Origin of the sequence: Kitasatospora sp. NPDC058032, from assembly GCF_042885845.1 — a bacterium.
GTDB lineage: Bacteria > Actinomycetota > Actinomycetes > Streptomycetales > Streptomycetaceae > Kitasatospora.
In genome coordinates this window covers 380,842-405,064 of sequence record NZ_JBHVRK010000001.1, presented here as the reverse complement: position 1 = coordinate 405,064, position 24,223 = coordinate 380,842, and the positions used below count along the sequence as shown (strand labels likewise).

Annotated in this window: 21 protein-coding genes; 14 read left to right on the top strand and 7 right to left on the bottom strand. The window is 75.9% G+C overall.

Annotated features, from left to right (window positions below):
* Positions 1 to 104 precede the first annotated feature (104 nt).
* From ACFVUH_RS01820 to ACFVUH_RS01795, 6 genes are all read right to left on the bottom strand, one after another.
* Positions 105 to 1,145, bottom strand: coding sequence for an enoyl-CoA hydratase/isomerase family protein (locus ACFVUH_RS01820; protein ID WP_387910501.1), 1,041 nt, complete (start codon positions 1,143 to 1,145; stop codon positions 105 to 107).
* A 232-nt stretch (positions 1,146 to 1,377) separates the two neighbouring features.
* Positions 1,378 to 2,598, bottom strand: a complete 1,221-nt coding sequence (fahA, locus tag ACFVUH_RS01815) for a fumarylacetoacetase (protein WP_387910499.1) — start codon at positions 2,596 to 2,598, stop codon at positions 1,378 to 1,380.
* Positions 2,595 to 3,461, bottom strand: a complete 867-nt coding sequence (locus tag ACFVUH_RS01810) for a hypothetical protein (protein WP_387910497.1) — start codon at positions 3,459 to 3,461, stop codon at positions 2,595 to 2,597. The genes fahA and ACFVUH_RS01810 overlap by 4 nt, the downstream gene beginning before the upstream one ends.
* The gene (locus ACFVUH_RS01805; protein ID WP_387910495.1) at positions 3,458 to 4,657 is read right to left on the bottom strand and encodes a homogentisate 1,2-dioxygenase; all 1,200 of its coding nucleotides are present in this window, start codon (positions 4,655 to 4,657) and stop codon (positions 3,458 to 3,460) included. Before ACFVUH_RS01805 ends, ACFVUH_RS01810 begins: the two co-directional genes overlap by 4 nt.
* Before the next feature lie 101 nt (positions 4,658 to 4,758).
* Positions 4,759 to 5,973: a 4-hydroxyphenylpyruvate dioxygenase gene (hppD, locus tag ACFVUH_RS01800; protein ID WP_387910494.1), complete on the bottom strand. Its 1,215-nt coding sequence runs from the start codon at positions 5,971 to 5,973 to the stop codon at positions 4,759 to 4,761.
* Between the two features lie 333 nt (positions 5,974 to 6,306).
* A complete protein-coding gene (locus ACFVUH_RS01795) occupies positions 6,307 to 7,686 on the bottom strand; it encodes a phosphoribosyltransferase family protein (RefSeq protein ID WP_387910493.1) in 1,380 nt (459 codons plus the stop codon).
* Between the two features lie 330 nt (positions 7,687 to 8,016).
* On the opposite strand from ACFVUH_RS01795, the gene ACFVUH_RS01790 reads away from it, so the two are divergent.
* The 12 genes from ACFVUH_RS01790 to ACFVUH_RS01735 all read left to right on the top strand — a co-directional run bounded on the left by ACFVUH_RS01790 (position 8,017) and on the right by ACFVUH_RS01735 (position 18,209).
* Entirely contained in the window at positions 8,017 to 9,312 is a 1,296-nt protein-coding gene (locus tag ACFVUH_RS01790; protein ID WP_387910491.1) for a sedoheptulose 7-phosphate cyclase, read from the top strand.
* Entirely contained in the window at positions 9,305 to 10,048 is a 744-nt protein-coding gene (locus tag ACFVUH_RS01785; RefSeq protein WP_387910489.1) for a cupin domain-containing protein, read from the top strand. The genes ACFVUH_RS01790 and ACFVUH_RS01785 overlap by 8 nt, the downstream gene beginning before the upstream one ends.
* Entirely contained in the window at positions 10,045 to 10,515 is a 471-nt protein-coding gene (locus ACFVUH_RS01780) for a hypothetical protein (RefSeq protein ID WP_387910488.1), read from the top strand. The genes ACFVUH_RS01785 and ACFVUH_RS01780 overlap by 4 nt, the downstream gene beginning before the upstream one ends.
* Positions 10,516 to 10,960: 445 nt before the next feature.
* Positions 10,961 to 12,070 carry a hypothetical protein gene (locus tag ACFVUH_RS01775; protein WP_387910486.1) on the top strand — a complete coding sequence of 370 codons (1,110 nt, stop codon included), beginning with the start codon at positions 10,961 to 10,963 and terminating at the stop codon, positions 12,068 to 12,070.
* 195 nt (positions 12,071 to 12,265) lie between these two features.
* Positions 12,266 to 12,805: a hypothetical protein gene (locus ACFVUH_RS01770; protein ID WP_387910485.1), complete on the top strand. Its 540-nt coding sequence runs from the start codon at positions 12,266 to 12,268 to the stop codon at positions 12,803 to 12,805.
* Positions 12,802 to 13,212, top strand: a complete 411-nt coding sequence (locus ACFVUH_RS01765; RefSeq protein WP_355362854.1) for a hypothetical protein — start codon at positions 12,802 to 12,804, stop codon at positions 13,210 to 13,212. The genes ACFVUH_RS01770 and ACFVUH_RS01765 overlap by 4 nt, the downstream gene beginning before the upstream one ends.
* The gene (locus ACFVUH_RS01760; protein ID WP_387910483.1) at positions 13,209 to 14,435 is read left to right on the top strand and encodes a zinc-binding dehydrogenase; all 1,227 of its coding nucleotides are present in this window, start codon (positions 13,209 to 13,211) and stop codon (positions 14,433 to 14,435) included. The genes ACFVUH_RS01765 and ACFVUH_RS01760 overlap by 4 nt, the downstream gene beginning before the upstream one ends.
* Positions 14,432 to 15,262 (top strand): cupin domain-containing protein, encoded by an 831-nt coding sequence (locus ACFVUH_RS01755; protein WP_387910481.1) that lies wholly within the window; start codon positions 14,432 to 14,434, stop codon positions 15,260 to 15,262. The genes ACFVUH_RS01760 and ACFVUH_RS01755 overlap by 4 nt, the downstream gene beginning before the upstream one ends.
* Positions 15,259 to 16,152 carry an SDR family oxidoreductase gene (locus tag ACFVUH_RS01750; protein ID WP_387910479.1) on the top strand — a complete coding sequence of 298 codons (894 nt, stop codon included), beginning with the start codon at positions 15,259 to 15,261 and terminating at the stop codon, positions 16,150 to 16,152. The genes ACFVUH_RS01755 and ACFVUH_RS01750 overlap by 4 nt, the downstream gene beginning before the upstream one ends.
* The gene (locus ACFVUH_RS01745) at positions 16,149 to 16,727 is read left to right on the top strand and encodes a VOC family protein (RefSeq protein WP_387910477.1); all 579 of its coding nucleotides are present in this window, start codon (positions 16,149 to 16,151) and stop codon (positions 16,725 to 16,727) included. Before ACFVUH_RS01750 ends, ACFVUH_RS01745 begins: the two co-directional genes overlap by 4 nt.
* A complete protein-coding gene (locus ACFVUH_RS01740) occupies positions 16,724 to 17,848 on the top strand; it encodes an NAD(P)-dependent alcohol dehydrogenase (RefSeq protein WP_387910476.1) in 1,125 nt (374 codons plus the stop codon). The genes ACFVUH_RS01745 and ACFVUH_RS01740 overlap by 4 nt, the downstream gene beginning before the upstream one ends.
* Positions 17,849 to 18,029: 181 nt before the next feature.
* The gene (locus tag ACFVUH_RS01735; RefSeq protein ID WP_387910474.1) at positions 18,030 to 18,209 is read left to right on the top strand and encodes a hypothetical protein; all 180 of its coding nucleotides are present in this window, start codon (positions 18,030 to 18,032) and stop codon (positions 18,207 to 18,209) included.
* A gap of 205 nt (positions 18,210 to 18,414) precedes the next feature.
* Here ACFVUH_RS01735 and ACFVUH_RS01730 read toward each other — a convergent pair whose 3' ends face one another.
* On the bottom strand, positions 18,415 to 20,667 hold the full coding sequence (locus ACFVUH_RS01730; RefSeq protein ID WP_387910472.1) for a sensor histidine kinase: 2,253 nt from the start codon (positions 20,665 to 20,667) through the stop codon (positions 18,415 to 18,417).
* A gap of 277 nt (positions 20,668 to 20,944) precedes the next feature.
* Here ACFVUH_RS01730 and ACFVUH_RS01725 point away from each other — a divergent pair, with 277 nt between their 5' ends.
* Together ACFVUH_RS01725 and ACFVUH_RS01720 are read left to right on the top strand one after the other, a co-directional pair.
* A complete protein-coding gene (locus ACFVUH_RS01725) occupies positions 20,945 to 21,586 on the top strand; it encodes a response regulator transcription factor (protein WP_355362997.1) in 642 nt (213 codons plus the stop codon).
* 184 nt (positions 21,587 to 21,770) lie between these two features.
* Positions 21,771 to 23,999 (top strand): histidine kinase, encoded by a 2,229-nt coding sequence (locus tag ACFVUH_RS01720; protein ID WP_387910471.1) that lies wholly within the window; start codon positions 21,771 to 21,773, stop codon positions 23,997 to 23,999.
* Positions 24,000 to 24,223: the final 224 nt, after the last annotated feature.

The window sequence follows — 24,223 nt, the reverse complement described above, 5'->3', positions numbered from 1 at the left end:
ATTCGATTGCGCGCTCTGACGAGCCAACGATCTCCGAAGCGGCCCGCCTCGCGCCAGTCTCGGTCCGCGAGACGGTCGTCACCCGCTCACCGGGCGGCCCCAGGTCAGCCGAGGCGCAGGTCACCGTCGGTCGGGGGCTCGAAGAAGGCGGCCACACTCCGCTCGTCGACCCCGGTGAGCGCGGCCGGGGACCAGTGCGGGTCGCGGTCCTTGTCGACCACCTGCGCGCGGATGCCCTCCACCAGGTCGTGGTGGGCGAGCGCGGCGCAGGACACCCGGTACTCCTGGACCAGGCTCTCCTCCAGCGAGCCGTGGGCCCGGGCCCGGCGCAGGGCGGCGAGCGTGACCTTGAGCATCGTCGGCGACCGCTCGGCCAGCTCCTCGGCGGCCGGCTTGGCCTCCGGGGCGCCGCCGGCCGTCAGCCGGGCCACGATCTCCTCCACGGAGTCGGCCGCGTAGCAGGCGTCGATCCACCCGCGCTGCTCGGCGAGCGGCGCGGCCGGGGCCTGTTCGGCGTACCGGGCCACCACCTCGGCCGGCGAACCGGTGAGGTCGGCGAGGTCGGTCAGCAGGGCGGGCAGGCTCGCCGACGGCACGAAGTGGTCGGCGAACCCGCACAGCAGCGCGTCCCCGGCGGTCATCGAGGCGGCGGTCAACCCCAGGTGGGTGCCCAACTCGCCGGGCGCGCGGGCCAGCAGACGGCTGCCGCCGACGTCCGGCACCAGGCCGATCCGGGTCTCCGGCATGGCCACCACCGAACGCTCGGTGACGATCCGCACCGACCCGTGGGCGGAGAGCCCGACGCCGCCGCCCATGGTGATGCCGTCCATCACCGCGACGTACGGCTTCGGGTAGCGCGCGATCAGCGCGTTCAGCCGGTACTCGTCGCGGAAGAACGCGCGCGTGCCGGCCCCGCCCGCCTTGGCGTCGTCGTGTATCGCCCGGATGTCCGCGCCCGCGCAGAGCCCGCGCTCCCCGGCTCCGGTGAGCACCACCACCCGCACCGCGTCGTCCGCGGCCCACTCCTCCAGCGCGGCCCGCACGTCCACGACCATGCCGTGCGTCAACGAGTTGAGCGCCCGCGGCCGGTCGAGCACGATCCGCCCGACCGCGCCGTCCCGCCACACCCGCACGTCGTCACCCATCGTCCCCACTCCCGTTCGTCGTCGACCGGCCCGAGAAAGTCGTCAAGATCCTCGCCGTCACCGTACCTTCGGCCCCGGGCCCGGCCGCAAGCACCGGGCGGCGGTGTTCGGAGAGCACGAAGGGCGGCTCCGGTGGTGAGACCGGGGCCGCCCTTCGTCCGGCGGGGGAAAGTGGTTCAGGGGTGCCGCGAGGGCATCAGGTGGTGCGAGGGCCGCGAGGGCCCACGGGGCCTCAGGGGACGATGCGGCCGGTGACCTCGCCGAAGCCGATGACGGTGCCGTCGGGGCCGGGGGCGGTGGCGGTGATGGTCACCTCGTCGTCGTTCTCCAGGAAGGCGCGGGTCGAGCCGTCCGGGAGCTTGAGCGGGTTCTCGCCGTTCCAGGTGAGCTCGATGAGCGCGCCGCGGGTCTCGGGCTCGGGGCCGCTGACCGTGCCGGAGGCGAACAGGTCGCCGGTGCGCAGCGAGGCGCCGTTGACGGTCATGTGGGTGAGCTGCTGGGCGGCCGTCCAGTACATCGAGGCGAACGGCGGGCGGGAGACCGGGTGGCCGTTGAGGCGGATCTCCATCGCGAGGTCCAGGCCCCACGGCTCGCCGCCGCGGTCGTCGAGGTAGGGGAGCAGTTCGACGTCGCGGGCCGGCGGGGTGATCCGGGCGTGCTCCAGGGCGTCCAGCGGCACGATCCACGGGGAGACGGAGGTGGCGAAGGACTTGCCGAGGAACGGGCCGAGCGGTACGTACTCCCAGCCCTGGATGTCGCGCGCGGACCAGTCGTTGACCAGGCAGACGCCGAACACGTGCTCGCGGAAGCGGTCCAGGGTGACGGGCTCGCCCATGGTGCTGGGCGCGCCGACGACGAAGCCGACCTCGGCCTCGATGTCCAGCCGGCGGGTCGGGCCGAAGGACGGCACGGCGTCCGCCGGGGCCTTGCGCTGCCCGTGCGGGCGGACCACCGGGGTGCCGGAGACCACCACGGTGCCGGAGCGGCCGTGGTAGCCGATCGGCAGGTGCTTCCAGTTGGGGGTGAGCGGCTCGGAGCCGGGGCGGAGGATCCGGCCCAGGTTGGTGGCGTGGTGCTCGGAGGCGTAGAAGTCGACGTAGTCGGCGACCTCGAACGGCAGGTGCAGTTCGACCTCGGCGAGCGGCAGCAGCAGCGGGGTGAGGGCGTCCCGGTGGGACTCCTCGGTCAGCCGGCGGGTGAGCGCGGCGCGCACCTCGGTCCACACCGGGCGGCCCGCGGCCAGCAGCGGGTTGAGGGAAGCGGCGTCGAGGAGCACGGACGGTTCCCCGGCGGCGCGGGCGGCGGCGCCGGCGTCCAGGACGAAGTCGCCGACGCGCACGCCGATCCGTCGCCGCCCCGGCCGGTCGCCGGCCGTGAAGACGCCGTACGGCAGGTTGTGCACGCCGAACGGCGAGTCGTTCGCGGGGGCGAGCCAGCTGCGGGGGGTGGTCAACGGTCCTCCTGGGGCGTCGGGTCGGACGACAGCAGGCCGAGGGCGGCCAGGTCGTCCAGGGGCTCGGCGATGCTACAGGTGCCGAACGCGGTGAACGAGTTGCGGACCACCGTGACCTGACGGTCGCTCAGGGTGCGCACGGCCTTGGCGAGCACCTCGCCGGAGCGCTCGGCGAGCACCTCGGCGGCCGCGGCCGGATCGGTCTCCTGCGCGGCCAGCAGCACGTTCAGGAAGCCGTGGTGCTCGAAGCCGGTCACCGGGTCGGTGTGCCGGACGGCGTTGTGCAGCCCGGCGGTGCACTTGTAGGGCAGGCCCCGCTGCGCGCACCCGGTGAGGAAGCCGGCCAGCTCCCGCTCGTCCGGGAAGGCGCCGGCGACCACCCCGCCGGTGCGGAACTTGGCCCGGTACGGGCTGTCGACCAGCACGTCCAGGACCTCGTCCAGGCCGTCGCCGCGCAGCAGTTCGCGCGGCAGTTCGACGGCGGCCGGCACGTCCGGCGGCAGCAGCAGGTCGAGTGCGGCGACGGCCTCGCGGGCGTCCCGGGTGGCGAGTTCGACGCCGGCGACCTCGAAGGGCGCGGCGGCGGCGAGGGCCGGGCCGAGCTCGGCGCTGCCCCCCGGCAGCACCAGCCCGACCCGGAGGACGGGGCCCTGCGCCGCGGCCGCCAACTCGTCCAGCCGGCCCGCTCCGCAGAGCAGCGGGCCGACCGCGTCGGCGTACCAGGCGGTGCGGTGCGCGCGGTGCGCGGGCACCGCGTCGGCGACCGGCAGGTTCCCGGGCGGGAAGACCGCCGCGTCGTCGAACAGCCCCTGGAACAGCGGGGGGACGGGGGAAGCGGCGGCGGGGACGGGGGCGGTGCTCACTGCTGCGGCCCCCGACCGGACCAGGTCCAGGCGTAGCCGGCGTCCTCGGAGGCACGGCCGCCCTCGCCCAGCTCCAGGGGGCGGAAGGTGTCCACCATGACGGCGAGCTCGTCGAAGAACTCCACGCCGATGGACCGCTCGTACGCGCCCGGTTGCGGGCCGTGGGTGTGGCCGCCCGGGTGCAGCGAGATCGAGCCCTGGCCGATGCCCGAGCCCTTGCGCGCCGCGTAGTCGCCGCCGCAGTAGAACATGACCTCGTCGCTGTCCACGTTGGCGTGGTAGTACGGCACCGGGATCGACAGCGGGTGGTAGTCCACCTTGCGGGGAACGAAGTTGCAGATCACGAACCCGTTGCCCTCGAACACCTGGTGGGCCGGCGGCGGCTGGTGGATCCGCCCGGTGATCGGCTCGAAGTCCCGGATGTTGAACGCGTACGGGTACAGGCAGCCGTCCCAGCCGACCACGTCGAACGGGTGGTGCGGCACGGTGTACCGGGTGCCCGAAATGCCGTTCGGGCCGCGGTGCTTGACCAGCACGTCGACGTCGGTGCCGTCCACCAGCAGCGGGCCGGACGGGCCGCGCAGGTCCCGCTCGCAGTACGGGGCGTGCTCCAGCAGCTGGCCGTACTTGGAGAGGTAGCGCTTGACCGGGGTGATGTGGCTGTTCGCCTCGATGCAGTAGGCGCGCAGCGGCTCGTCGCCGGTGGGCACCCAGCGGTGGGTGGTCGCCCGGGGGATGAGCACGTAGTCGCCCTGGCCGACCTCCAGCGTGCCGAAGACCGTCTCCACGGCGGCGGAGCCGGACTCCACGTACACGCACTCGTCGCCGAGCCCGTTGCGGTACAGCTCGCTCGGCGCCCCGGCGGCGACGTAGGAGATCCGCACGTCGCCGTTGCCGAGGACGAGCCGGCGCCCGGCGACGACGTCGGCGGACTTCCACTCCTGGCCGGCGAACAGCTCGTGCAGCTTGAGGTGGCGGGGGAGCAGGGGGTGGTTGGGCACCGTCGACTGGTCGGGCAGCTCCCACGGCACGGCGTTCACGACGGCCGAGGGGATGCCCCGGTGGTAGAGCAGCGAGGAGTCCGAGGAGAAGCCCTCCTCGCCCATCAACTCCTCGTAGTACAGGCCGCCTTCGGGTGTGCGGTGCTGCGTGTGCCGCTTGGGCGGGATGCTGCCCAGCTGCCGGTAGTACGCCATCGTCCCTGCTCCTCCCGGACCTTCCTGTGGCCCAGCGCTTCCTACGGCTTCAGCGGTGGCCGCGCGCCCCGGAGACCGGCGGCCTCCGGGGCGGGGCGGCCTCAGAGGTTGCCGCGGCGCTCCTGCTCGCGCTCGATGGCCTCGAACAGCGCCTTGAAGTTGCCCTTCCCGAAACCGAGCGAGCCATGCCGCTCGATGAACTCGTAGAAGACGGTCGGACGGTCGCCGATCGGCTTGGTGAAGATCTGCAGCAGGTAGCCGTCCTCGTCGCGGTCGACCAGGATGCCGCGGCTCTTCAGCTCCTCGATCGGCACCCGGACCTTGCCGATCCGCTCGCGCAGCTCGGGGTCGTCGTAGTACGAGTCCGGGGTGTTCAGGAACTCGACGCCGCGCGAGCGCAGCACGTCGACCGTGGTGAGGATGTCGTTGGTGGCCAGCGCCATGTGCTGGCAGCCCGCGCCGGTGTAGAACTCCAGGTACTCGTCGATCTGCGACTTCTTCTTGGCGACGGCCGGCTCGTTGAGCGGGAACTTCACCCGGTGGTTGCCGCTGGCGACGACCTTGGACATCAGCGCGGAGTAGTCGGTGGCGATGTCGTCGCCCACGAACTCGGCCATGTTCACGAAGCCCATGACCTTGTTGTAGAAGGTGACCCACTCGTCCATCCTGCCGAGCTCGACGTTGCCGACCGCGTGGTCCAGGGCCTGGAACAGGCGGCGCGGCGAGCCCTCCGGGTGCTGCACCCTGCTCTTCGCGGCGATGTAGCCGGGCAGGTACGGGCCGGTGTAGCGGGAGCGGTCGATCAGGGTGTGGCGAGTCTCGCCGTAGGTGGCGATGGCGGCGCGGCGCACGGTGCCGTTCTCGTCGGAGACGTCGTTCGGCTCCTCCAGGACGGTGGCGCCCTGGGCGCGGGCGTGCGCGATGCACTTGTCGACGTCCGGGACCTCCAGAGCCAGGTCGACGACGCCGTCGCCGTGGCGGCGGTGGTGGTCCAGCAGCGGGCTGTCGGGGGAGACGCCGCCCTTGATCACGAAGCGGCAGGAGCCGGAGCGCAGCACGAAGGCCTTGCGGTCGCGGCGGCCGGTCTCCGGGCCGGAGTAGGCGACCAGCTCCATGCCGAAGACGGCCTGGTAGAACTGGGCCGTCTGGGTGGCGTTGCCGACCACGAACACGACGGCGTCCTGCGCGGTGACCGGGAACGGGTCGGTGGCGGGGTCGTGCTCGACGAGGCCGACGAGGCGGCGCAGCTGCTCGGCGTCGAGACCGGCCTCGCGCTCCTCGGGGGTCAGCTCAAGGGCGTGGGACTGCGGGGTCATCGGTCGTTCCTCCACATTGAGGCCTCGGCATTGAGGCATCCGCTTGAGGCGGCCGCTCCGCGGGGTTGGGCTGAGGGCGGATGCGGGCGGCTGAGCGCTGAGCTTGCTCCAGTCGGGCGGGTTGGGCAACAGATCGGGTTTTCACTGTTCAATGTGTACAAGGTGATCAGGAAATCGCTGGTCACGCTGTGCAGAATGCATGGTGGATTCGGGATGTTTCACGAGTTCTGCGTATCGGACACGAACGGGCGTGTGCGCTGGTCAGGGCGGGTTCGGTGGTCCGAGGGGTGGGTTCGGCGGTCGTGAGAGGGGAGGGGGCGGAGCCGGGCGCGGTCAGGCGGGGCGCGCGCACGGGGCGAGGTGGGCGTTGAACCAGTCGCGGGCCAGCTCGGTGACGCGGTCCAGCGTGCCGGGCTCCTCGAACAGGTGGCCGGCGTGCGGGACGACCGCCAGCTCACTCTCGCAGCGCAGCCGCTCGCGCGCCCGCCGGTTCAGGTCGATCACCGCCCCGTCCCGGCCGCCGACGATCAGCAGCGTCGGCGCGAGCACGGCGTCCAGCGCGTCCGCCCCGGCGAGGTCCGGCCGTCCGCCCCGGGAGACCACCGCGCCCACGCCGTCGCCGAGCCGGGCGGCCGTCCACAGCGCGGCGGCGGCCCCGGTGCTCGCGCCGAACAGGCCGAGCGGCAGGAACGGCCCCCCGGCCGGGCGGGCCTGTTCGGCGGGCAGCGCGCGGGCCACGTCGGTCAGCCGGGCGCCCAACAGGTCGACGTCGAAGACGTTCCGGCGGTCCTCCTCCTCGTCCTCGGTGAGCAGGTCGAACAGGAAGGTGGCCAGCCCGGAGCGATTGAGGCCCTCGGCCACGTGGCGGTTGCGCGGACTGCGGCGACTGCTGCCGCTGCCGTGCGCGAACACCACGATGCCGCGGGCGCCGGCCGGGACGGTCAGCCGGCCGGTCAGTCCCACACCGGTGGCGGGCAGCGTCAGCTCGCGGTCGGACGCCGGGACCTCGTCGGACGCCGGGACGTCGGCGGGTCCGGCCGTCCCGTCCTCGCCCGGCGGCCCCCCGGAACGGGCCGCGGCCAGATGGCGCAGCACCTCGGCGTCCTCGGTCTGCGAGAAGTCCGCGTAGAACTCGCCGATCGCGAAGAACGGCGACGGCGTGCCGATGCTGACCAGCTCGTCGGCCACGCCGCTCAGCCGCCGCGTCCAGTCCGGCGGTGCCACCGGCACGGCGAGTACCACCCGCGCCGCGCCGCGCGCCCGCACGATCAGGCAGGCCGCCCGGGCGGTCGAGCCGGTGGCGATGCCGTCGTCGACCACGACCACCGTCCGCCCGTGCAGGTCGACCGGAGGGCGGCCGCCCCGGTAGCGGTGCGCCCGGCGCTCCAGCTCGGTCCGCTCGCGCGCCTCCACGGCGGCCAGCTGCTCCGGCGTCACCCCGGCGGGCCGCAGCACGTGCTCGTTGATCACCCGCACCCCGTCCTCGCCGATCGCCCCCATGCCCAGCTCCGGCTGGTACGGGACACCCAGCTTGCGGATCACGCAGATGTCCAGCGGCGCGCCGAGCGCGGCGGCCACCTCGGCGGCCACCGGGACCCCGCCGCGCGGCAGGGCCACCACCACGGTGCCGGGGCCGCGCAGGTGGCCCAGCAGGGCGGCCAGTCGGCGGCCCGCTTCGGTGCGGTCGGTGAAGTGGGTGGCGGTGGCGTGCATGGTGTCGGCCTCCGTGTTCCACCGTACGTCGCCGGGGCGGCCCGGTGGAGCGTGCGCGCGAGGCTTGTGCGTGGGGGCTCGTATGGGGGTCTCGTGCGTGGGGGCTCGTGTGCGAGGGGCACGCGCGCGGGGCGCGTACGTGGGGCGTGCGCGCGGGCAGCCGACGCGAGCCGGTGCCGGGTCGGTCCCGGGTGCGCCCGGGACGCGGATGGGGCCGGACGCCCGTGCGTCCGGGACGGCGGGCGCGCCAGCGTGGTGCACACCGGCCCGGCGGACCCTCCCTCACCCGCCGGGCCGCCCCAGCCGCCGTCCCGCCGAAGGAGCCGACCCGTGTCCGTCCCCCACCCGCAGCACCGCCCCGCCGCCGACGCCACCCCCGCCGCCGACGCCACCCCCGCCGCCGACGCCACCCCCGGCGCCGACGTCCACCTCCCCGGCCTGCACGCCACCGGCGACCCGGTGAACGGCGCTCCCGCCACCGGCTGGACGGTCGCCACCGCCCTGCCCGTCAGCTACCGGGTCCGCTTCACCCCCGGCGTGCTGGACCCGGGCAACCCGGCGCTCGCCCGGGCCGGTGGCCCGCCGGGGCGCCGACTGGTCGTCGTCGACGCCCGCGTCCACGCACTGCACGGCCACCGCCTGCGCCGCTACCTCGAAGCCCAGGGCGTCGAGCACGAGACGCACGTCCTGCTCGCCCACGAACAGGTGAAGACCATGGACGCGGTCTTCCAGGTCGCCGACCGGATGGACTCCTTCGGGATCTCCCGGCGCGGCGAACCCGTGATCGCGGTCGGCGGCGGCGTCCTCACCGACGTGGTCGGCCTCGCCTGCAGCCTCTACCGCCGCTCCACGCCGTTCGTACGGGTCCCGACCACGCTGATCGGCCTCGTCGACGCGGGCGTCGGAGCCAAGACCGGCGTCAACCACGGCCGCCACAAGAACCGCCTCGGCAGCTACCACCCCGCCGTCGACACCCTGCTCGACCCCGCCTTCCTCGCCACCCTGGAACGCCGCCACATCGGCAACGGGCTCGCCGAGATCCTCAAGGTCGCGCTGATCAAGGACGAGGGCCTCTTCCGCCTGCTGGAACGGCACGGCCGCACCCTGCTCGACACCGGCTTCCAGTCCCCGGGCGCCGGTCCCGCCGTCCTCGGCAGCGCCGTCCACGGCATGCTCCAGGAACTCCAGCCCAACCTCTGGGAGCACCGCCTGGAACGCCTCATGGACTACGGCCACTCCTTCAGCCCGACCGTCGAGATGCGCGCGCTGCCCGAACTCCTGCACGGCGAGGCGGTCTGCGTCGACATGGCGCTCACCACCGTCGTCGCCCGCCGCCGCGGCCTGCTCGACTCCGGGCAGGCCGAACGCGTCCTGCGCCTGATGCGGCGACTCGAACTGCCGGTCTGGCACCCGCTGATGGAGCCCGTCACGCTCGGCGAGGCGCTCGCCGACACCCTCCGCCACCGCGACGGGCGGCAACGGCTGCCGCTGCCCCGCGGCATCGGCGCGGGCGTGTTCGTCGACGATCTCGACGCACCCGAACTCGCCGATGCCGCAGCCCGGCTGCGCGCCTGGACGACGGCCGGAGCCGCGGCCGCGCTGCGGGGGAGTGGAACGCGTGCGTAGCGCCGTCGTGATCGCCGACACCACCGCGCCGGCGGACGTGCACGGCGTGCACGGGGCGGCCGGCGTCACCCAGTGGACCTGCCTCGCCCGCCGCGCCGGACTCGCCGGGGACTGGGAAGCCGTCGAATGGGCGCGCGTGCCGCCCGGCGGGATCAGCGGCGAGCACCTCCACACCCGCACCCGCGAGGTGTACGTGCTGCTCGCCGGGGAGGGCGAGGTCACCCTCGACGGCCGCCGCCACGCCGTCCGCGCCGGCGACGCCGTGCTGACGGCCGTCGGCGCCCGGCACGGCCTGCGCAACACCGGGGCCGGGCCGCTGGAGTGGCTGGTGATCGAACTGCCGGCGGAGCGCGGCGGCGACGGTGCCGACGGCGACGGGGCCGGCGGGGCCGGCGTCGGCGGTGCGGTCGGCAGTACCGTCGTCCGCGACCTGCGACGCACCGGCCCGCTCGACCCGTCCGCCGTCATCGGCGGACCGCTGCGCCTGCTGCGACATGTCGAACTGGCCACCGGAGAACGTGAGTTCCTGCTCGCCGAGGGCGTCGAGCACACGGTCTTCGTCATCGGCGGCCACGGCCGGGCGGGCACCGGGAACGTCCGGGTGCCGCTGCGCCCCGGCACGGCCGTCACCCTGCCGCTCGGCACCGCCCTCGACCTCGTGGCCGGCCCCGGCGGGCTCGCCCACCTGCACGCGGAACTCGTGCCCGGGCCGTCCCGGGGCGGTGAGCCCCGATGATCGTCACCCGCACAGCCGCGCCCCGTCTGCTCCTCGGCCCCGGCGCCCAGCGGATCCGCACCCGCTGCCTCGCCCGCCGGGGCATGCTGCATAGCGAGTGCGAGGCCTTCGAACACGTCCGCCTCGGCCCCGGCGCCTGCTACGACCTCACCGGCCGCGACGCCACCGAGGCCGCCTGGTACGTGCTGCGCGGCCCCGTCCTCCTGCTCGACTGCCCCGACCAGCCGCTGCGCCTGCTCGACCGCGGCACCCTCCTGCTCGCGCCGCACGGCGAATCCGTCCATCTGCACGGCGGCCCGCTCGGCGCGGAACTGCTCTGCCTGACCGTCCTGCCGGACCGGGTGAGCGCCGCCCTGCCGGAACGCCGCCCGGAGCTCGCGCGGAGCGCGACGGGGGCGGGGCCGGGGCCGGGGCCGGGGCCGGGGGCGGGGGCGGGGGCGGTGCCGCTCGGTGGGAGGCGGAGGTAGCCGCTGTACGCGGTCTCGGCCGGGGAGCCGTTCCGCCCCCGGACCTGCGGTTCGCCGGGCCGGTCGACGGGGTGCCGCCGGCCACCCGGGCGCGGGGGTGGCCATCAGCCGGTGCGGCAGCCGCCGGGCGGTGCTCCGGCGGCTGTACGACGGCCCCCGGGGGCCCACGGAGCTGTGGACACCGGTGCACCCGCCGGAGCTCCGGCCGCGCCCGGCACGTCGCGAGGGGGCGCGGCAGGGTCCCGCGTCCGGTCCGGCAGCGTGCGAGCGTCGGGCCGACCGCCTCCGGCAGCCCGGCGTGGGTAGGGCCGCCCGGGACGGGTCCGGCCCTACCCGGGCCCGTCCCGGGCGGGGGCGCGGGGCGCGGTCGGGGCCGGGGGCTCAGGTGGGCGGGGCGGTGGGCGGCGCAGCGTGGAGGCCTGAGCACGGACGGGAGGAGGCCGCCATGCGTCGAACTGTCGGGCTCGACCGGCGGATCCAGGCCGGTCCCGCACAAGTCTGTCTGGCGGTGCGCGTCGGCGAGCCGTCGTGGGCCGAACTCCAGGTGCGGCTCGACGCACTGGCGGCCGAGCGGTTTGTCGTGGTCACCGATGGCACGGGGCCCGCCGAACCGGCGGCCCGCGTCCGCGCGCTCGCCGCCGACCTGGCGCCCACCACCGTGCACGACCTGCGCGACGGACCGCTTCCGCCCACCGCCACGGCCGGTGACAGCGCCGGTGGCAGCGCCGGCGACGGAACCGTCGTCGTCGCCGTCGGAGGCGAACGTGCCTGCGAACTCCCGGCCGACGTCCGGATACCCACCGACCTGGCCGCCGCGTGCGGTCCGGCCCTGGCCCTGCACCGGCCCGTCCCGGCCGCGCTGGTCTGGGTCCGGGCCGACCAACTGGCCGCCCGGCCCGCCGAGCGGACACGGGCCGGGACGGTCGCGGTGGTGCGCCACGTCCTCGCCGTCTGCCCGGCCCAGTACCCGATGCTCGCCGCCCTCCTCCACCCCGGCGCCCGGTACGACGCGGCCACGCTCACCGCCCTGCTCGCCCTGTGCGCCGACGCGCGGGCCGCCCTGGTCTGCTTCGACCCCGACGAGACCGGCCCCGCGCTGGCCCTCGGCTACGGCCGGAGCCTCGCCGACGCGGTGCGGTCCGTCGCCGGCCCCGCCCTCGCGCCCGGCGACGCCGAGTCGCTGGGCCTGCTGCTCGCCGCCCGGGTGGCGGCGCGGCTCGGCCTGGCGGCAGGCGCCACCGGCTGGGCCCACCGGGAACTGCTGGCCCGCAACGGCTCGGCGACCACCCTGCCCGACGGCGTCGACGCCGACCGGCTGACCGCCGCGCTCGTCGCCGCGGCCCGGCCCGGGCTGCTGCTGCTGGCCGACCTCGGCCGCCCGTACTGCGCCGACGGCAGGCTGCTGACCCCGGTGGACGGCGCGGTGCTGAGGGCCGCCGTGGAGGGCCTGGGCGAGCCGGCGGGGGCGGGCGTGCCGCGCAGCCGGAGCGCCGGTCCCGAACCCGTCCCGGCCCGCGTGCCCGTACCCGCCGGGGCGGGCCCGGGCGCGGGGTGAGGCCGGGGCGGCGCGGGCCCGGGCGGTGCCCGGGAACGGGCCGGGCGCGGCTCGGGAAGGGCTCGGGAACGGGCCGGGCGCAGGCCGGGAACAGGACGGGACCGGGTTCCCGTGCGACCGGGACGGCAGGCGCCGCACCGTGGAGAACAGATACGGCCCAGCAGGGACCGCAGGACACCAGAAGGAGTCTCCGTCATGACCGGCACCGTCATCACCGACCTCCGCCGGCGCGGCGCCGTCGACCCCAGCCGGGTGCTGACCGGACCGCTGCGCGCCGTCGGACTGCAGTGGCTCGACCCGGGCCGCAGCGTCGAGGTCACCGCCGAGGGCGTCGAACGCGCCCTGTACGTCACGGCCGGATCGGGCACCGCGACGGTGCCGGAGGCCGAGACCGGGGACGAGGCGTCGATGGCCGGCGACTCCGGGATCCCGCTGGTCGAGGGCACCGCCGTGACCCTCCCGCTCGGCGCGCGCACCGTACTGACGGCCGGCACCGCCGGTCTGGAGTACTTCCACGCGGTGCTCGCCGTCGCCGGCCACCCGGGCCGGGCCACCGCCCACCCGGCGGCGGAGCGGCCGACCGTCGAGCCTCCGGCCACCGAACGCCGCCCGGCCACTGAACGCCGACCGGCCGCCGACCAGGACGGCCGCGCCACCGACCACCACCGCCCCGACCGCCACCGCCCCGACCGTCCCGACACCCCTCCGAGCCCGAAAGGAGGCGAGCCAAGGTGATCGTCACCACCGCGACGGCCTCGGCCGCCGTCATCCTCGGCCCGCACGGCGAGCGCGTGCGCGTGCGCTGCCTGGCGCGCCGCTCCATGCTCGCCAGCGCCTGCGAGAGCTTCGACCACCTGCGGCTCAGCCCCGGCGCCCACTACGCGCTGCCGGGGCGGCCCGACGGCGAGACCGTCCTGTTCGTGGCACGCGGCTCGCTGCTCGTCGGCCGGAGCGCCGACGAGCCGGACCACCTGGCCGTCGACGGCGACCTGCTGCTGGCGACCCGGGGCCGTGCGCTGCTCCTGGAGGCCGGTCCGCTCGGCGCCGAGCTGCTCTGCCTGGCCCTGTCCGCGCCCCGCCGCACCACCGCGACCAGGCGTTCCCTGGCCCGGCGGCGCGCCGAACGACGGAGCCGGCCATGACCGGCCCGGTCACGACCGGGCGGACCGAGGCCGCGGACGCCGCCGCCGACCGGTCCCGCGCCGAGGCTCCCGCCACCACGGCGGGCGCCGACCGCACGACGGTCGGCGCCCGCCCCACCATGGCGGCGCTGCGGTTCGAGGCGCCGCACCGGATCGCGCTGGCCCGGGTACCCCGACCGGCGCCGCCCGGGCCGGACGCGGTCACCGTGCGGACCTCCCTGGTCGGCCTCTGCGGCACCGACCTCGAACTCCTCCACGGCACCGCCGCCTACCTGCGCGACGGGCGGGCCCGCTACCCGCTCGTCCCGGGGCACGAATGGTGCGGAACGGTCGACGAAGTCGGCCGCGAAGTCACCGAGTTCACGCCCGGTGACCGAGTGGTCGGCCACACCATGGTGCACTGCGGCCGCTGCCGGATGTGCCGGTGCGGTCGCCGCCCGCTCTGCGAACGCCTCACCGAGGTCGGGCTGTACGGGCGTCCGGGTGCCGCCGCCGAGTACGTGGTGCTCCCGGAGCGCTCGCTGTCCCGGATCCCCGACCAAGTACCGGACCGGTCAGCGGTGTTGACCGAACCGGCGGTGACCGTGGTGGCCGGCCTCGAACTGGCCCGGTGCCGGCTCGGCGACCGGGTGGCCGTGCTCGGCACCGGCACGATCGGCCTGCTCGCCGTCCAACTCGCCGCCCGCCTGGGCGAGTCGGTGGACGCGGTGGGCATCGACCCGGCCGGGCGGCGACTGGCGATGCGCTGCGGCGCGCGCCGCGCCCTGAGCCCCGAGCAGGCGAGGGCCGCCGGCGTCGCCCGCTACTCGCTCGCGGTCGAGGCGTCGGGCGCGGCGGAGGCGTTCGCGCTCGGCCTCGACCTGCTCGAACCGGGCGGCCGGCTCGCCGTGATCGGCGTGGCGGGCCGCCCGTGCCCGGACTTCGACCCGGGCCGACTCGCCCTGCGCGGACTGGCGGTGATCGGCGTCCGGCACGGCCTGGACCACTACGACCGCACGCTGCGGCTGCTGAGCGGCGGCGTGCTGACGGCCGAGCCGCTGATCGCCGCCGTGCTGCCGCCGTCCGCCGGGCCGGAGGCATTCCGGATGCTGGCGGGCGGCCGCAGCGGTCCGCCCAAGGTGCTGCTCGACTTCGGCCGCACCGGCCCCCCGGCCGTCGGCCGCGGGGGAACCGCCAAGCCCCGGGGGCTCCCCGCCCCCGTCACCGAAGGAGATCCCGCGTGATCCTCGTACCCGCCGCCGTCCCCCGGACGGCCCCCGCGTTCCGGCGGCTGATCGACCCGCGGCACCTGCCGTCCGCGCACGGCGGGCTGACCGTCGAGACCCTGCCGCCGGGCGTCCGCGTCGAACACCATCCTTCCCGGGTGGGCGAATCCGTGACGCTGGTGCTCTCCGGCGGGATCCGCTCGTCCGGGCGCGTGCTCGGCCCCGGCGAGGGCCTGTACCACCCGCCCGGCAGCTCCTGCGGACTCACCGCCCTGCCCGGCGCGCCCGCCGCGGTGCTGACCGTCCGGCCGCTCGCGGTGGTCGGCGATCTGCCCGTGCCGCGCCCCTACCCGGTCCCGCTCGCGCCGCCGAGGGCCGCCGTCCGTGTCCACGGTGATGCCCCGGAGCCGCCGGACCCGCTGGTCCCGGCTGTACCCGCCGCGCGTGGCGGCGCCGATGACGCCGTCCGCGGCGACCGTGCCCCGATCGCCGGCTCGGCCGGCATGGCGGTGCACTGGCTCGCCACCGACGAGACCGTCGGCGCCCGCCGACTCGCCGTCGCTGCCTCGTCGTTCGGCGCCGACGGCAGCCACGACCTGCACCGGCACCCGCACGCCGACGAGTTCTTCCTCGTCCTGTCCGGCGGCGGCACCCACCTCATGGGCGGCGCCCAGGTCCCGGTCCACGCCGGAGACCTGGTGTTCGTCCCGGCGGGCGAGTGGCACGGCTTCCGGACCGGCCGGGCCGGCCCGACCGCCGCCCTCTACGGCTACCTGGGCGCACCGAGCCTCGCCCGGGCCGGCTACCAGGTCCGCCCCGCCGCCGCGGCGGAGGTGACCGGATGAGCATCCCCGGACCGCATCACCACCACCCCGACGGCGGCGGCGACGGGCGGCCGCCCTCGGTGGCGGTCGTCACCGGGGCCAGCTCCGGCATCGGCCGTGCCGTCGCGGTCGCCCTCGCCCGGGCCGGGCACGCGGTCGCGATCGGCTACCGCACCGACCTCGCCGCCGCCCGCCGCACGGCCGAACTCGCCGGCGGGCGGACCGTGTTGCTGCCGCTCGACCTCGCCGACCCGGCGGCCGCCGCACGGGCCGTGCACGGGGCCGCCGACCGGCTCGGCGGGATCGACATCCTGGTCAACTCGGCCGGGATCAACCGCCGTTCACCCGTCCTGGACGAGACCCTCGACGACTGGTGGCGGATCCTCGCGGTGGACCTCACCGGCCCCTTCGCCTGTGCCCAGGCGGCCGCCCGCCGGATGGTCCGCCAGGGACGCGGCGGGCGGATCGTCAACGTCACGTCCGTCCACGAGTTCACCCCGATCCCGGGCGGCGCCGCCTACTGCGCGGCCAAGGGCGCGCTGGGCGGGCTCACCCGGGTGATGGCCCTGGAGCTGGCGCCGTACGGGATCACCGTGAACGCGGTCAGCCCCGGTGAGACCGCGACCCGGATGAACGGCGTCCTCGACGACCACGTCCTCGACAACCACCGTCTCGGCGGCCACGACCTCGGCGCTCTCGCCCGGCCCGCCATCCCGGTGGGCCGGCCGGGCCGGGCGGCGGAGGTCGCCGCCGCCATCGTCCACCTGACCGGCCCCGGCGCCGCCTACACCACCGGGGTGTCGCTCACCGTCGACGGCGGCCTGAGCCTGACGAGCGCCGTCGCCAACCAGCGCGACGCCGCCCACGAACGGTCCCTGCTCCCCGGCGCCCCCGGAAGGAGCGCCCCATGACCGGCATCCCCGGTGCGCGCGCCGTGCACCACGTCGCCTACACCGTCCCCGACCTCGACCAGGCGGTGGCGTTCTTCACCGACGTGCTCGGCGCGCGCCTGCTCTACCGCCTCGGACCGGTCGCCGCGCCCCCCGGCGACGACGACTGGATGAAACGCCAACTCGGCGTCCACCGCTCGGCGGTGGCGCACATTGCGATGCTGCGCCTCGGCCCGGTCGGCAACCTGGAGCTGTTCCAGTACACCGCCCCCGGCCAGCGCCGCGAGCAGCCCGCCAACAGCGACTGGGGCGGGCACCACCTCGCCATCGCCGTCGAGGACGTCGACCGCGCCGTCGCCTACCTGCGCGGGCAGCCCGGCGTCGAGGTGCTGGGCGAACCGCAGACCGTCGCCGACGGCGGACCGATCGACGGCGACCGCTGGGTGTACTTCCGCACACCGTGGGGCCTCCAGCTGGAGGTGCTCGCGATGCCGCCCGGCATGCCCTACGAACGGTCCACCCCCGAGCGGCTGTTCACCCCCGACGGCCCGTGGGACCCGGACGGCGGTCCGTCGGACGGGACCGGTCCGTCGTGATCGAGACCACCGCGGCCGTGGTGCGCGGGAGAGGCGGACCGTTCCGCCCGGAGACCGTACTGCTGGACGAGCCGCGCGCGGACGAGGTCCTGGTGCGGATCCGTGCCGTCGGGATCTGCCACACCGACCTGAGCGTGCGGGCCGGCCGTACGCCCGCGCCGCTGCCCGCCGTCCTCGGCCACGAGGGCACGGGCACCGTCGAGGCGGTCGGCGACGCCGTCACCCGGGTACGGCCCGGCGACCGCGTCGTGCTGACCTTCGACTCCTGCGGCGCCTGTCCGCCCTGCCGGGCCGGCCTGCCGGTGCGCTGCGACCACTGGGCCGCGCTCAACCTGTTCGGCGGCTTCCGGTTGGACGGCAGCGCCACCGTGCACGGCACCGGCCGCCACCGCGGCACCGCGCTGCACGGCCACTTCTTCGGCCAGTCCTCCTTCGCGGGGTACGCGCTCGCCGACGAGCGCAACGCCGTGCCCGTCTCCGGTCCGGCGGTGCCGTTCGAGGTGCTGGCGCCGCTCGGCTGCGGCGTGCAGACCGGCGCGGGCGCGGTGTTCAACGTGCTGCGGCCCGAGCCCGGCGACACGCTGGCGGTGTTCGGCGCGGGCGCGGTGGGGCTGGCGGCCGTCCTGGCGGCCCGGTCGACGCCGGTGGTGCGGATCGTCGCCGTCGACCTGCGCCCGGAGCGGCTCGCGCTGGCCCGGGAGCTCGGGGCCACCGACGTCGTGGACGCGGGTGCGGCGGATCCGGTGGCGGCGGTCCGCGAGCTCACCGGCGGGCGCGGCGCGCAGCACACGCTGGAGACCAGCGGCAGCGTGCGCGCGCTGCGCCAGGCGGTGGAGGCGCTGGCCGTCGGCGGGACCTGCGGGGTGGTGGGCGCTCCGCCGGCCGGCAGCGAGGTGGGGCTGGACGTGCCGGGGCTGCTCGCCCGGGCGCCCCGGATCGTCGGGGTGAACCAGGGGGCGAGCGTGCCGGAGCGGTTCCTGCCGGTGCTGGTGGACCTGTTCCGCGCGGGACGGCTGCCGGTGGACCGGCTGGTGCGGACGTTCCCGTTCGCGGCGGTCGAGGACGCGGCCGCGGCGGCGGAGTCGGGGGAGGTGGTGAAGCCGGTGCTGATGCTGCCCTGAACCGCGTCGACGGGCCCTCCGTCGCGTGCGCCTCCTCGCCGCCGTCCCCTCCGCCGTCCCGTTCTTGGGACCGGAACGGGACGGCGGGCCCATGCGCCCGGGGCGGGGCGCCGACCAGAGTGGAGTGCGGAGCGGTTGATCGGCTCGACCGCTCGGAGCTGAAGAATCTGGAGCACCATCCATGGCAACGAACACGGCATCGAAGAGGTTCTGCGTCGCGTCTGTGGTCGTCGGCGTCGCCGCGGCCACCGTGGTCGTCAGGAGCGTCGTCGCCGGCGCGGGGGCCAAGGTGGCCGCCGCGGCCGAGACCGCGGATCTCGAGCACCGCTGCAAGCCGGGCGAGAAGGACTGCCGGAGCTGATCACCCGCATCGACTGCGAGCACCCCGATCCTTTCGTCCCCTCCCGACCCTCCTCCCTCCCTCCCTCCCCCTCCATCCCTCACCCCGCCCGCCCCCGGAGCCGGATCCACCGGCACCGGGGGCGCGGTGGACCGGGCCCTGGCCGACCGAGTGACAGCTGACAGAATCTGAAATCTGTCAGCTGTTATCTGAAATCTGTCAGTCGTCAGTCGTCAGCCCCCGGTCGTCGGCCCCCGGGTTGCGGCGGCCCCGAGGGGTGCCGGGGGAGGATCGCCAGTACCCGGGTCCCGCTCTCCTTCGGGAGCCGGTCGATGGTGCAGCGCCCGCCGATCTCGGCCGCCCGGTCCGCCATCGACCGCAGGCCGACCCCGGCGGGCGAGTCCGTGGCCGCCCCGTCCGCGTCGCCAGGCCTCCCGGCACCCGGGTCCGGGGCGAACAGGGGGGTGCTCTGGATGATGCCGAGCCCGATCCCGTCGTCCTGGACGGTCAGCGTCAGGTTCGCCTCGTCCACCCGGACCGCCACCTGGGCGTGCCGGGCGCGGGCGTGCCGCAGGACGTTGTTGAGCGCCTCGGCGGTGATCCGGTACGCGGCCACCTCGACGGCGGCGGGCAGCTCCGGCAGCGGGTCCGGGTGCAGCACGGCGCTGACCGCGAGCCCGTCGCCGCTGAACGAGGCCGCCAGGTGCTGGACGGCGCGGGTGAGGCCGAACTCGCCGAGCGGCGCCGGTCCGAGGCGGTCGGTGATCCGCCGCACCTCCTTGATCGCCATCGCCAGCTCGCCCGAGACGCCCCGCAGCGTCTGCGCGATCGCCTCGGGCTCCGACTCCCCGCCCACCGTCCCCGCCGACCCGGACGCCGAGTCCGCCCCGGTCGCCCCGGCCGCCGAGGCCGCGTTGTCGACCCGCAGCCGCAGCCCGGCCAGCGCCGGACCGAGCCCGTCGTGGATGTCCCGGCGCAGCCACCGCCGCTCCTCCTCGCGCGCCGCGACGATCTGCTCCCGGCTGGCCTGCAGGTCCTCCTGCAGCCGCAGCGAGGCGACGGTCGGCGAGGCCTGGTCGGCGAGCGAGCGCAGGATGTCGACGTCGCTGGGATCCAGCCGTTCCTCGCCCGCCCGCAGCCCGACCGTCAACTCCCCGATCACCGCGCCGTTGTGGACCAGCTCGAAGTCCTGGACCGGACCGTCCAGCCGCCCCACCGCCGCGAGCGACCGCCGCCCGGCCCGGGTGGTGACGGACAGTGCCACGCCCGGCAGCCGCAGTTCGTCCGCGACGGCGGTGCACAGCGCGGACGGCAGCCGTTCCGGCTCGACCACCTGCCGCACCTGCCCGGCCAGCGTCCGCAGCACCTGGTAGGGCTGGGCGCGGTCGCCGTAGTAGAGCCGGTCCACCGCGCCGACGGCCCACCGGGCGGCCCGTGGCAGGCCCGTGCCCAGCGCGAAGACCAGCGCGATCAGTACCAGCGCCGCGGCGCCCCGCCCGGGCACCAGCCACCCGGACAGCACCGCCGCGCTCACCACGAACACCAGGGTGAGCCCGGTGGTGAGCAGCAGCCCGGTCAGCACCGACCGGGCGGCGCGGTCCAGCCGCCACCCGCCGTCGCGCACCACCAGGAACCCGACGGCCACGGCCCACACCGCACCGGCCGCCGTGAACAGCGAGTAGCTCAGCCAGTACTCGTACTGGAACCGCCGGGTGTAGTAGTCCTGCATGCCCGCCCAGAGCAGGTAGGCGCCCAGCATTCCGGCGATGTGCGCGCGCCGCCGGGGCGCCGTGTGCCGCAGCAGCCGCACCAGCAGCACGGCGGAGGCGATGCCGATCAGCAGGTAGTTGACCGGGTCGTAGAGGCTGCCCAGGTGGTCGGAGACGGAGCCGAAGAAGTTCGCGGGCGCGCTGCCGGCGAGCGGGTTGGGGTGTCCGAAGACGGTCGTGCGGTCCAGGAAGGACATCGAGTCCGGGATCGCCCACAGCGTGACGGCGCCGATGTACCACCACCACCGGCGGGTGGTGAGCCGGCCGGACGGCAGCCAGAGCGGCAGCACGTAGAACAGGACCTCGCTGACGGTGTCGCACACTCCCCGGACCACCGCCGCCGCGCCCACGATCCGGGGGTCCGACAGTTCCACCCACACGGGTGCGGCGACGGCACTGGGCAGCATCGACGTCAGCGCGTAGAGGAGCATCACCCAACCGAGCGGATTTCCCGGCCGGTGGGCGTGCAGCAGCATCCCCGCCCCCGCGGTCGGCAGCGCGTAGAGCAGGATGGCCAACTGGTCCCGTGGCCCCTCGATGCCCGGTGCCCCGAGGTGGACCAGGACGTAGCAGACCCAGAGGGTGGCGACCGCCAGGCAGAACACGGTGACCGCCGCGGCCCAGGTGAGTTGGCGCTGCGCGGCGGTGCGGTGCGGAAGGGCCCCGGCAGGCGTGTGCGGCCGGGGGCGGGAGGGGATCACCGTGGTCATGGCACCGCCTAGGGACGGGTGGGGAGGGCCCACCGACGACCGGTCGCCGGGCCGGGCGCGCTGTCTCCAGTCTCTGCCGCCCGCCGTCCCGGGCACATGGGGCAGCGGTCATGTCCGCCCGGGCCGCACACCCGCCGGCAGGCCTGTCACGGAAAGTCACGCATTCATCGCTGGTAGTGTCGGCCGGGTGGATGAAGACCAGCCCGCCGAGGACCAGCCCGCCGAAGACCCGCAGCGGCCGGGGGACCGGCCGGAGGAGGAACCGGCGGCCGTGCCCGTGCGGGTCCTGATCGTGGACGACCACCCGCTGTTCCGGGAGGGCCTGAAGGCCGCCCTGGAGAGCGCCGAGGGCATCGTCGTCGTCGCCGAGGCCGAGCGCGTCGGCGATGTGCCCGACGCCGTCGCCCGCCACCGCCCGGACGTGGTCGTGATGGACCTCTCGCTGCCGGACGGCTCCGGGCTGGAGGCCACCCGCCGGCTCTCCGCCGACCAGCCGGCCCCGCCGGTGCTGATGCTCACCATGGCGGACGACGACGGCAGCCTGCTCGCCGCCCTCCAGGCCGGGGCCCGCGGCTACCTGGTCAAGGGCGCGGGCCGCGAGGAGGTGCTGCACGCGGTGCGGACGGTCGCGGCCGGCGGGGCGGTGTTCGGCGCGGACGTGGCCGAGCGGATCACCACCCTGCTCGCCGGCGCCCGGGTGCGGGAGGCCGGGCAGCTCTTCCCCGCGCTCACCGCCCGCGAGGCGGAGGTCCTCGACCTGGTGGCGCGCGGGCTGGACAACCGCCGGATCGCCCGGGAACTGGTGGTCGCGGAGAAGACGGTCCGCAACCACGTCACCCACATCTTCGAGAAGCTGCACGTCGCGACCCGCGCGGAGGCCGTCGCCCGGGCCCGTGACATGGGGCTCGGCGACGGCTGACCCGCACCCCGGGAGCCCCCGGAGCCCCCGGAGCCCCCCGGAGCCCCCGGGGTTCCCGCGAACCCTGGGCACCCCGCCGCCGCCCCGTCGTCCGCCCCGCCACCGGGGGTCGGGGCCGGGAGCGGACCGCCGTCCCACGCCGACGGGACGGCAGGAGACGCAGGATGCGGGGGAGGAGGCCCTCATGAGCGAACCGGCCGCGACCCCGGCCACCACCACCCCGGCCCGGCACCCCGCCGAGCCGGCCGCCCGGTCCGCGCGGCCGCGTCGGCGCCCCCGCCCACCGGCCGCGTCGGCGTCCCCGCAGCAGCCTCCGGGCGCTCACCGGCGCACCGCCCTCGGCCCGGCGGCCTGGGCCTGCGTCGCGACCCTGCTCAGCGGGCTCGGCTGGGTCCTGCTCGCCGTCACCCACCCGGACGCGGCCTGGGCCGCCCCGTACTACCTCCACGACGGCGAGACCGTCCTGCTCGGCTTCGCCTTCGCGCTGTCCGGGCTGCTCATCCTCGTCCACCGCGCCGCACCCGCCCCCGACGGGGCCGCGCAGGGCCCGGCCGCCGGACCGCCGGCCGGCCGCAGCCTCGGCCGCTGCCTGCTCGCCGCCGGACTCGGCGGCTGCCTGTCCCGCTTCACCCTGCTCGCCGGCGCGGCCGCCGGTGCCGGACCGGCGGTGGAGGCCCTCGGCGCGGCCCTGCTGATCCTCTCCGTCGCCCTGTTCATCTTCGTCTCCATCGCCCTCCCGCTCTGGCTGCCCGAGGGCCGGCTGCCCGGCGGGCCGGGCCGCGTCTACGTCGCGGCCGTCGCCCTGTGGAGCGCCGCGCACGCGTGCACCGTCCGCCTGCGCAGCCCGCTGCCCTACCACGGCGACATCCTGGTGCCGCCCGGGAACGGGCTGCCGCTGGACGAGTGGCACGCCACCCTGGTCGCCTGGGGCCTGGTCGTCACCAGTCTCGCCGTCGCCGCCGTCCGCTGGCGGCGCTCCGCCCGCCCGCACCGCAGCGTCACCGCCGTCCTGGTGCCCTACCTGGTCTGGCTGATCACCACCAACATCGCGCTGCAGCTCGGCAGTTCGGAGAGCGTCGCGGCGGTCGCCTACTTCGCCGGCTCCGCGCTGTGGATGCTCGGCGCGGTCGGCTACGCCTTCACCCGCGACCGTTCCCGCTACCTCGACCGGGCGACCCGCCGGATGCTCAGCGTCCTCGCCCTCACCGCCCTGCTGATCGCCGGCTACCTCGGCATCGCGATGCTGCTGCGCCGCGCCCTGCCCGAGGCCAGCAGCGCTCCGGCGCAACTGCTCGCCGCCGCCGCGCTGGCGATCGGCGGACTGCTCGGACCCACCACCCGGTGGGTGGTGGGGGCCGTCGACCGCTTCTACTACGGCGACCGGGCCCGTCCCTACCAGGTGGTGCGGGCGCTCGCCGAGCGGCTGAGCCGCGCCGTCAGCCCCGCCGACGCGCCGCCCCTGCTCTGCGACACCGTGGTGAACGCCCTCGGCCTGCCCGGGGCGCGAGTCGTCCTGCACACCCGCACCGGGCCGCACGAACTCGCCGCCGTCGGCACCCTCGGACCCGCCAGCCAGGTGTTCCCGCTCAGCTACGAGGGCGCGGTGATCGGCGACCTGTACGCGCCGCCGCGCACCGGGCAGCCCGAACTGGACGCCCAGGACCACGAGGTGCTGCGCTTCCTCGCCGACCAGGCCGCGCCCGCCATCGCCTCGCTGCGGATGTACGAGGAACTGCAGCGCGGCCGGCGGCAGATCGTGCTCGCCCGCGAGGAGGAGCGCCGGCGTCTGCGGCACGACCTGCACGACGGCCTCGGGCCGACCCTCTCGGGCCTGCGGCTCGGCGTCGACACCGCGCGGGCCGCCGTGCCCGAGGACTCCCCGGCGGCCCGTTCACTGGTCACCGTGTCGGCCGGGATCGGGCAGGCGATCGACGAACTGCGCCGGATCACCGAGGGGTTGGCGCCCGCCGCGCTCGCGGGGGAGGGGCTCGCGGTGGCACTGCGGCGGCTGGTCGCGGAGCTGGACGGGTCGCGGGTGCGGATCTCGCTGGTGCTGGATCCGGATCCGCCGCCCGCGCTGCCGGCGGCCGTCGAGGTGGCGGCGCTGCGGATCAGCGGCGAGGCGCTGCACAATGTGCTGCGCCACTCGGGGGCCGGCCGGGCCCGGCTGACGCTGCGGGTGCGGCCGGAGGCGGTGGTGCTGGAGGTCTGGGACGACGGCCGCGGCTTCCCGGCGGTGAGCGGGGGCGACGGCGAGGCCGCCCGGCGGGCCGGTGCGGGTGTGGGGCTGCGCTCGATGGCCGAGCGCGCCGAGGAACTGGGCGGCCGGTTCGTCACGGGCAACCACGACGGCGGCGCCCTCGTCCGGGCCGTGCTGCCCCGTACGCCCGAGCAGGCGCCGGTCGACCGCTGACGGCTGACGGTCGACAGCTGACGGCTGACAGGAATCAGCTGACAGATAGCAGATAGCAGATAACAGATAACAGCTGACAGATTTCAGATTCTGTCAGCTGTCACCCGCCCCGCTGCCCCTTGACGGACTCCCGGGTTCGCCCAATCATCATGGTCGCGTCAACTTTTGCTGCGGCTGGCGGCCCACGCCCCCTCAACACCCCTCCGCCGCAGGCGAAGTGGCGC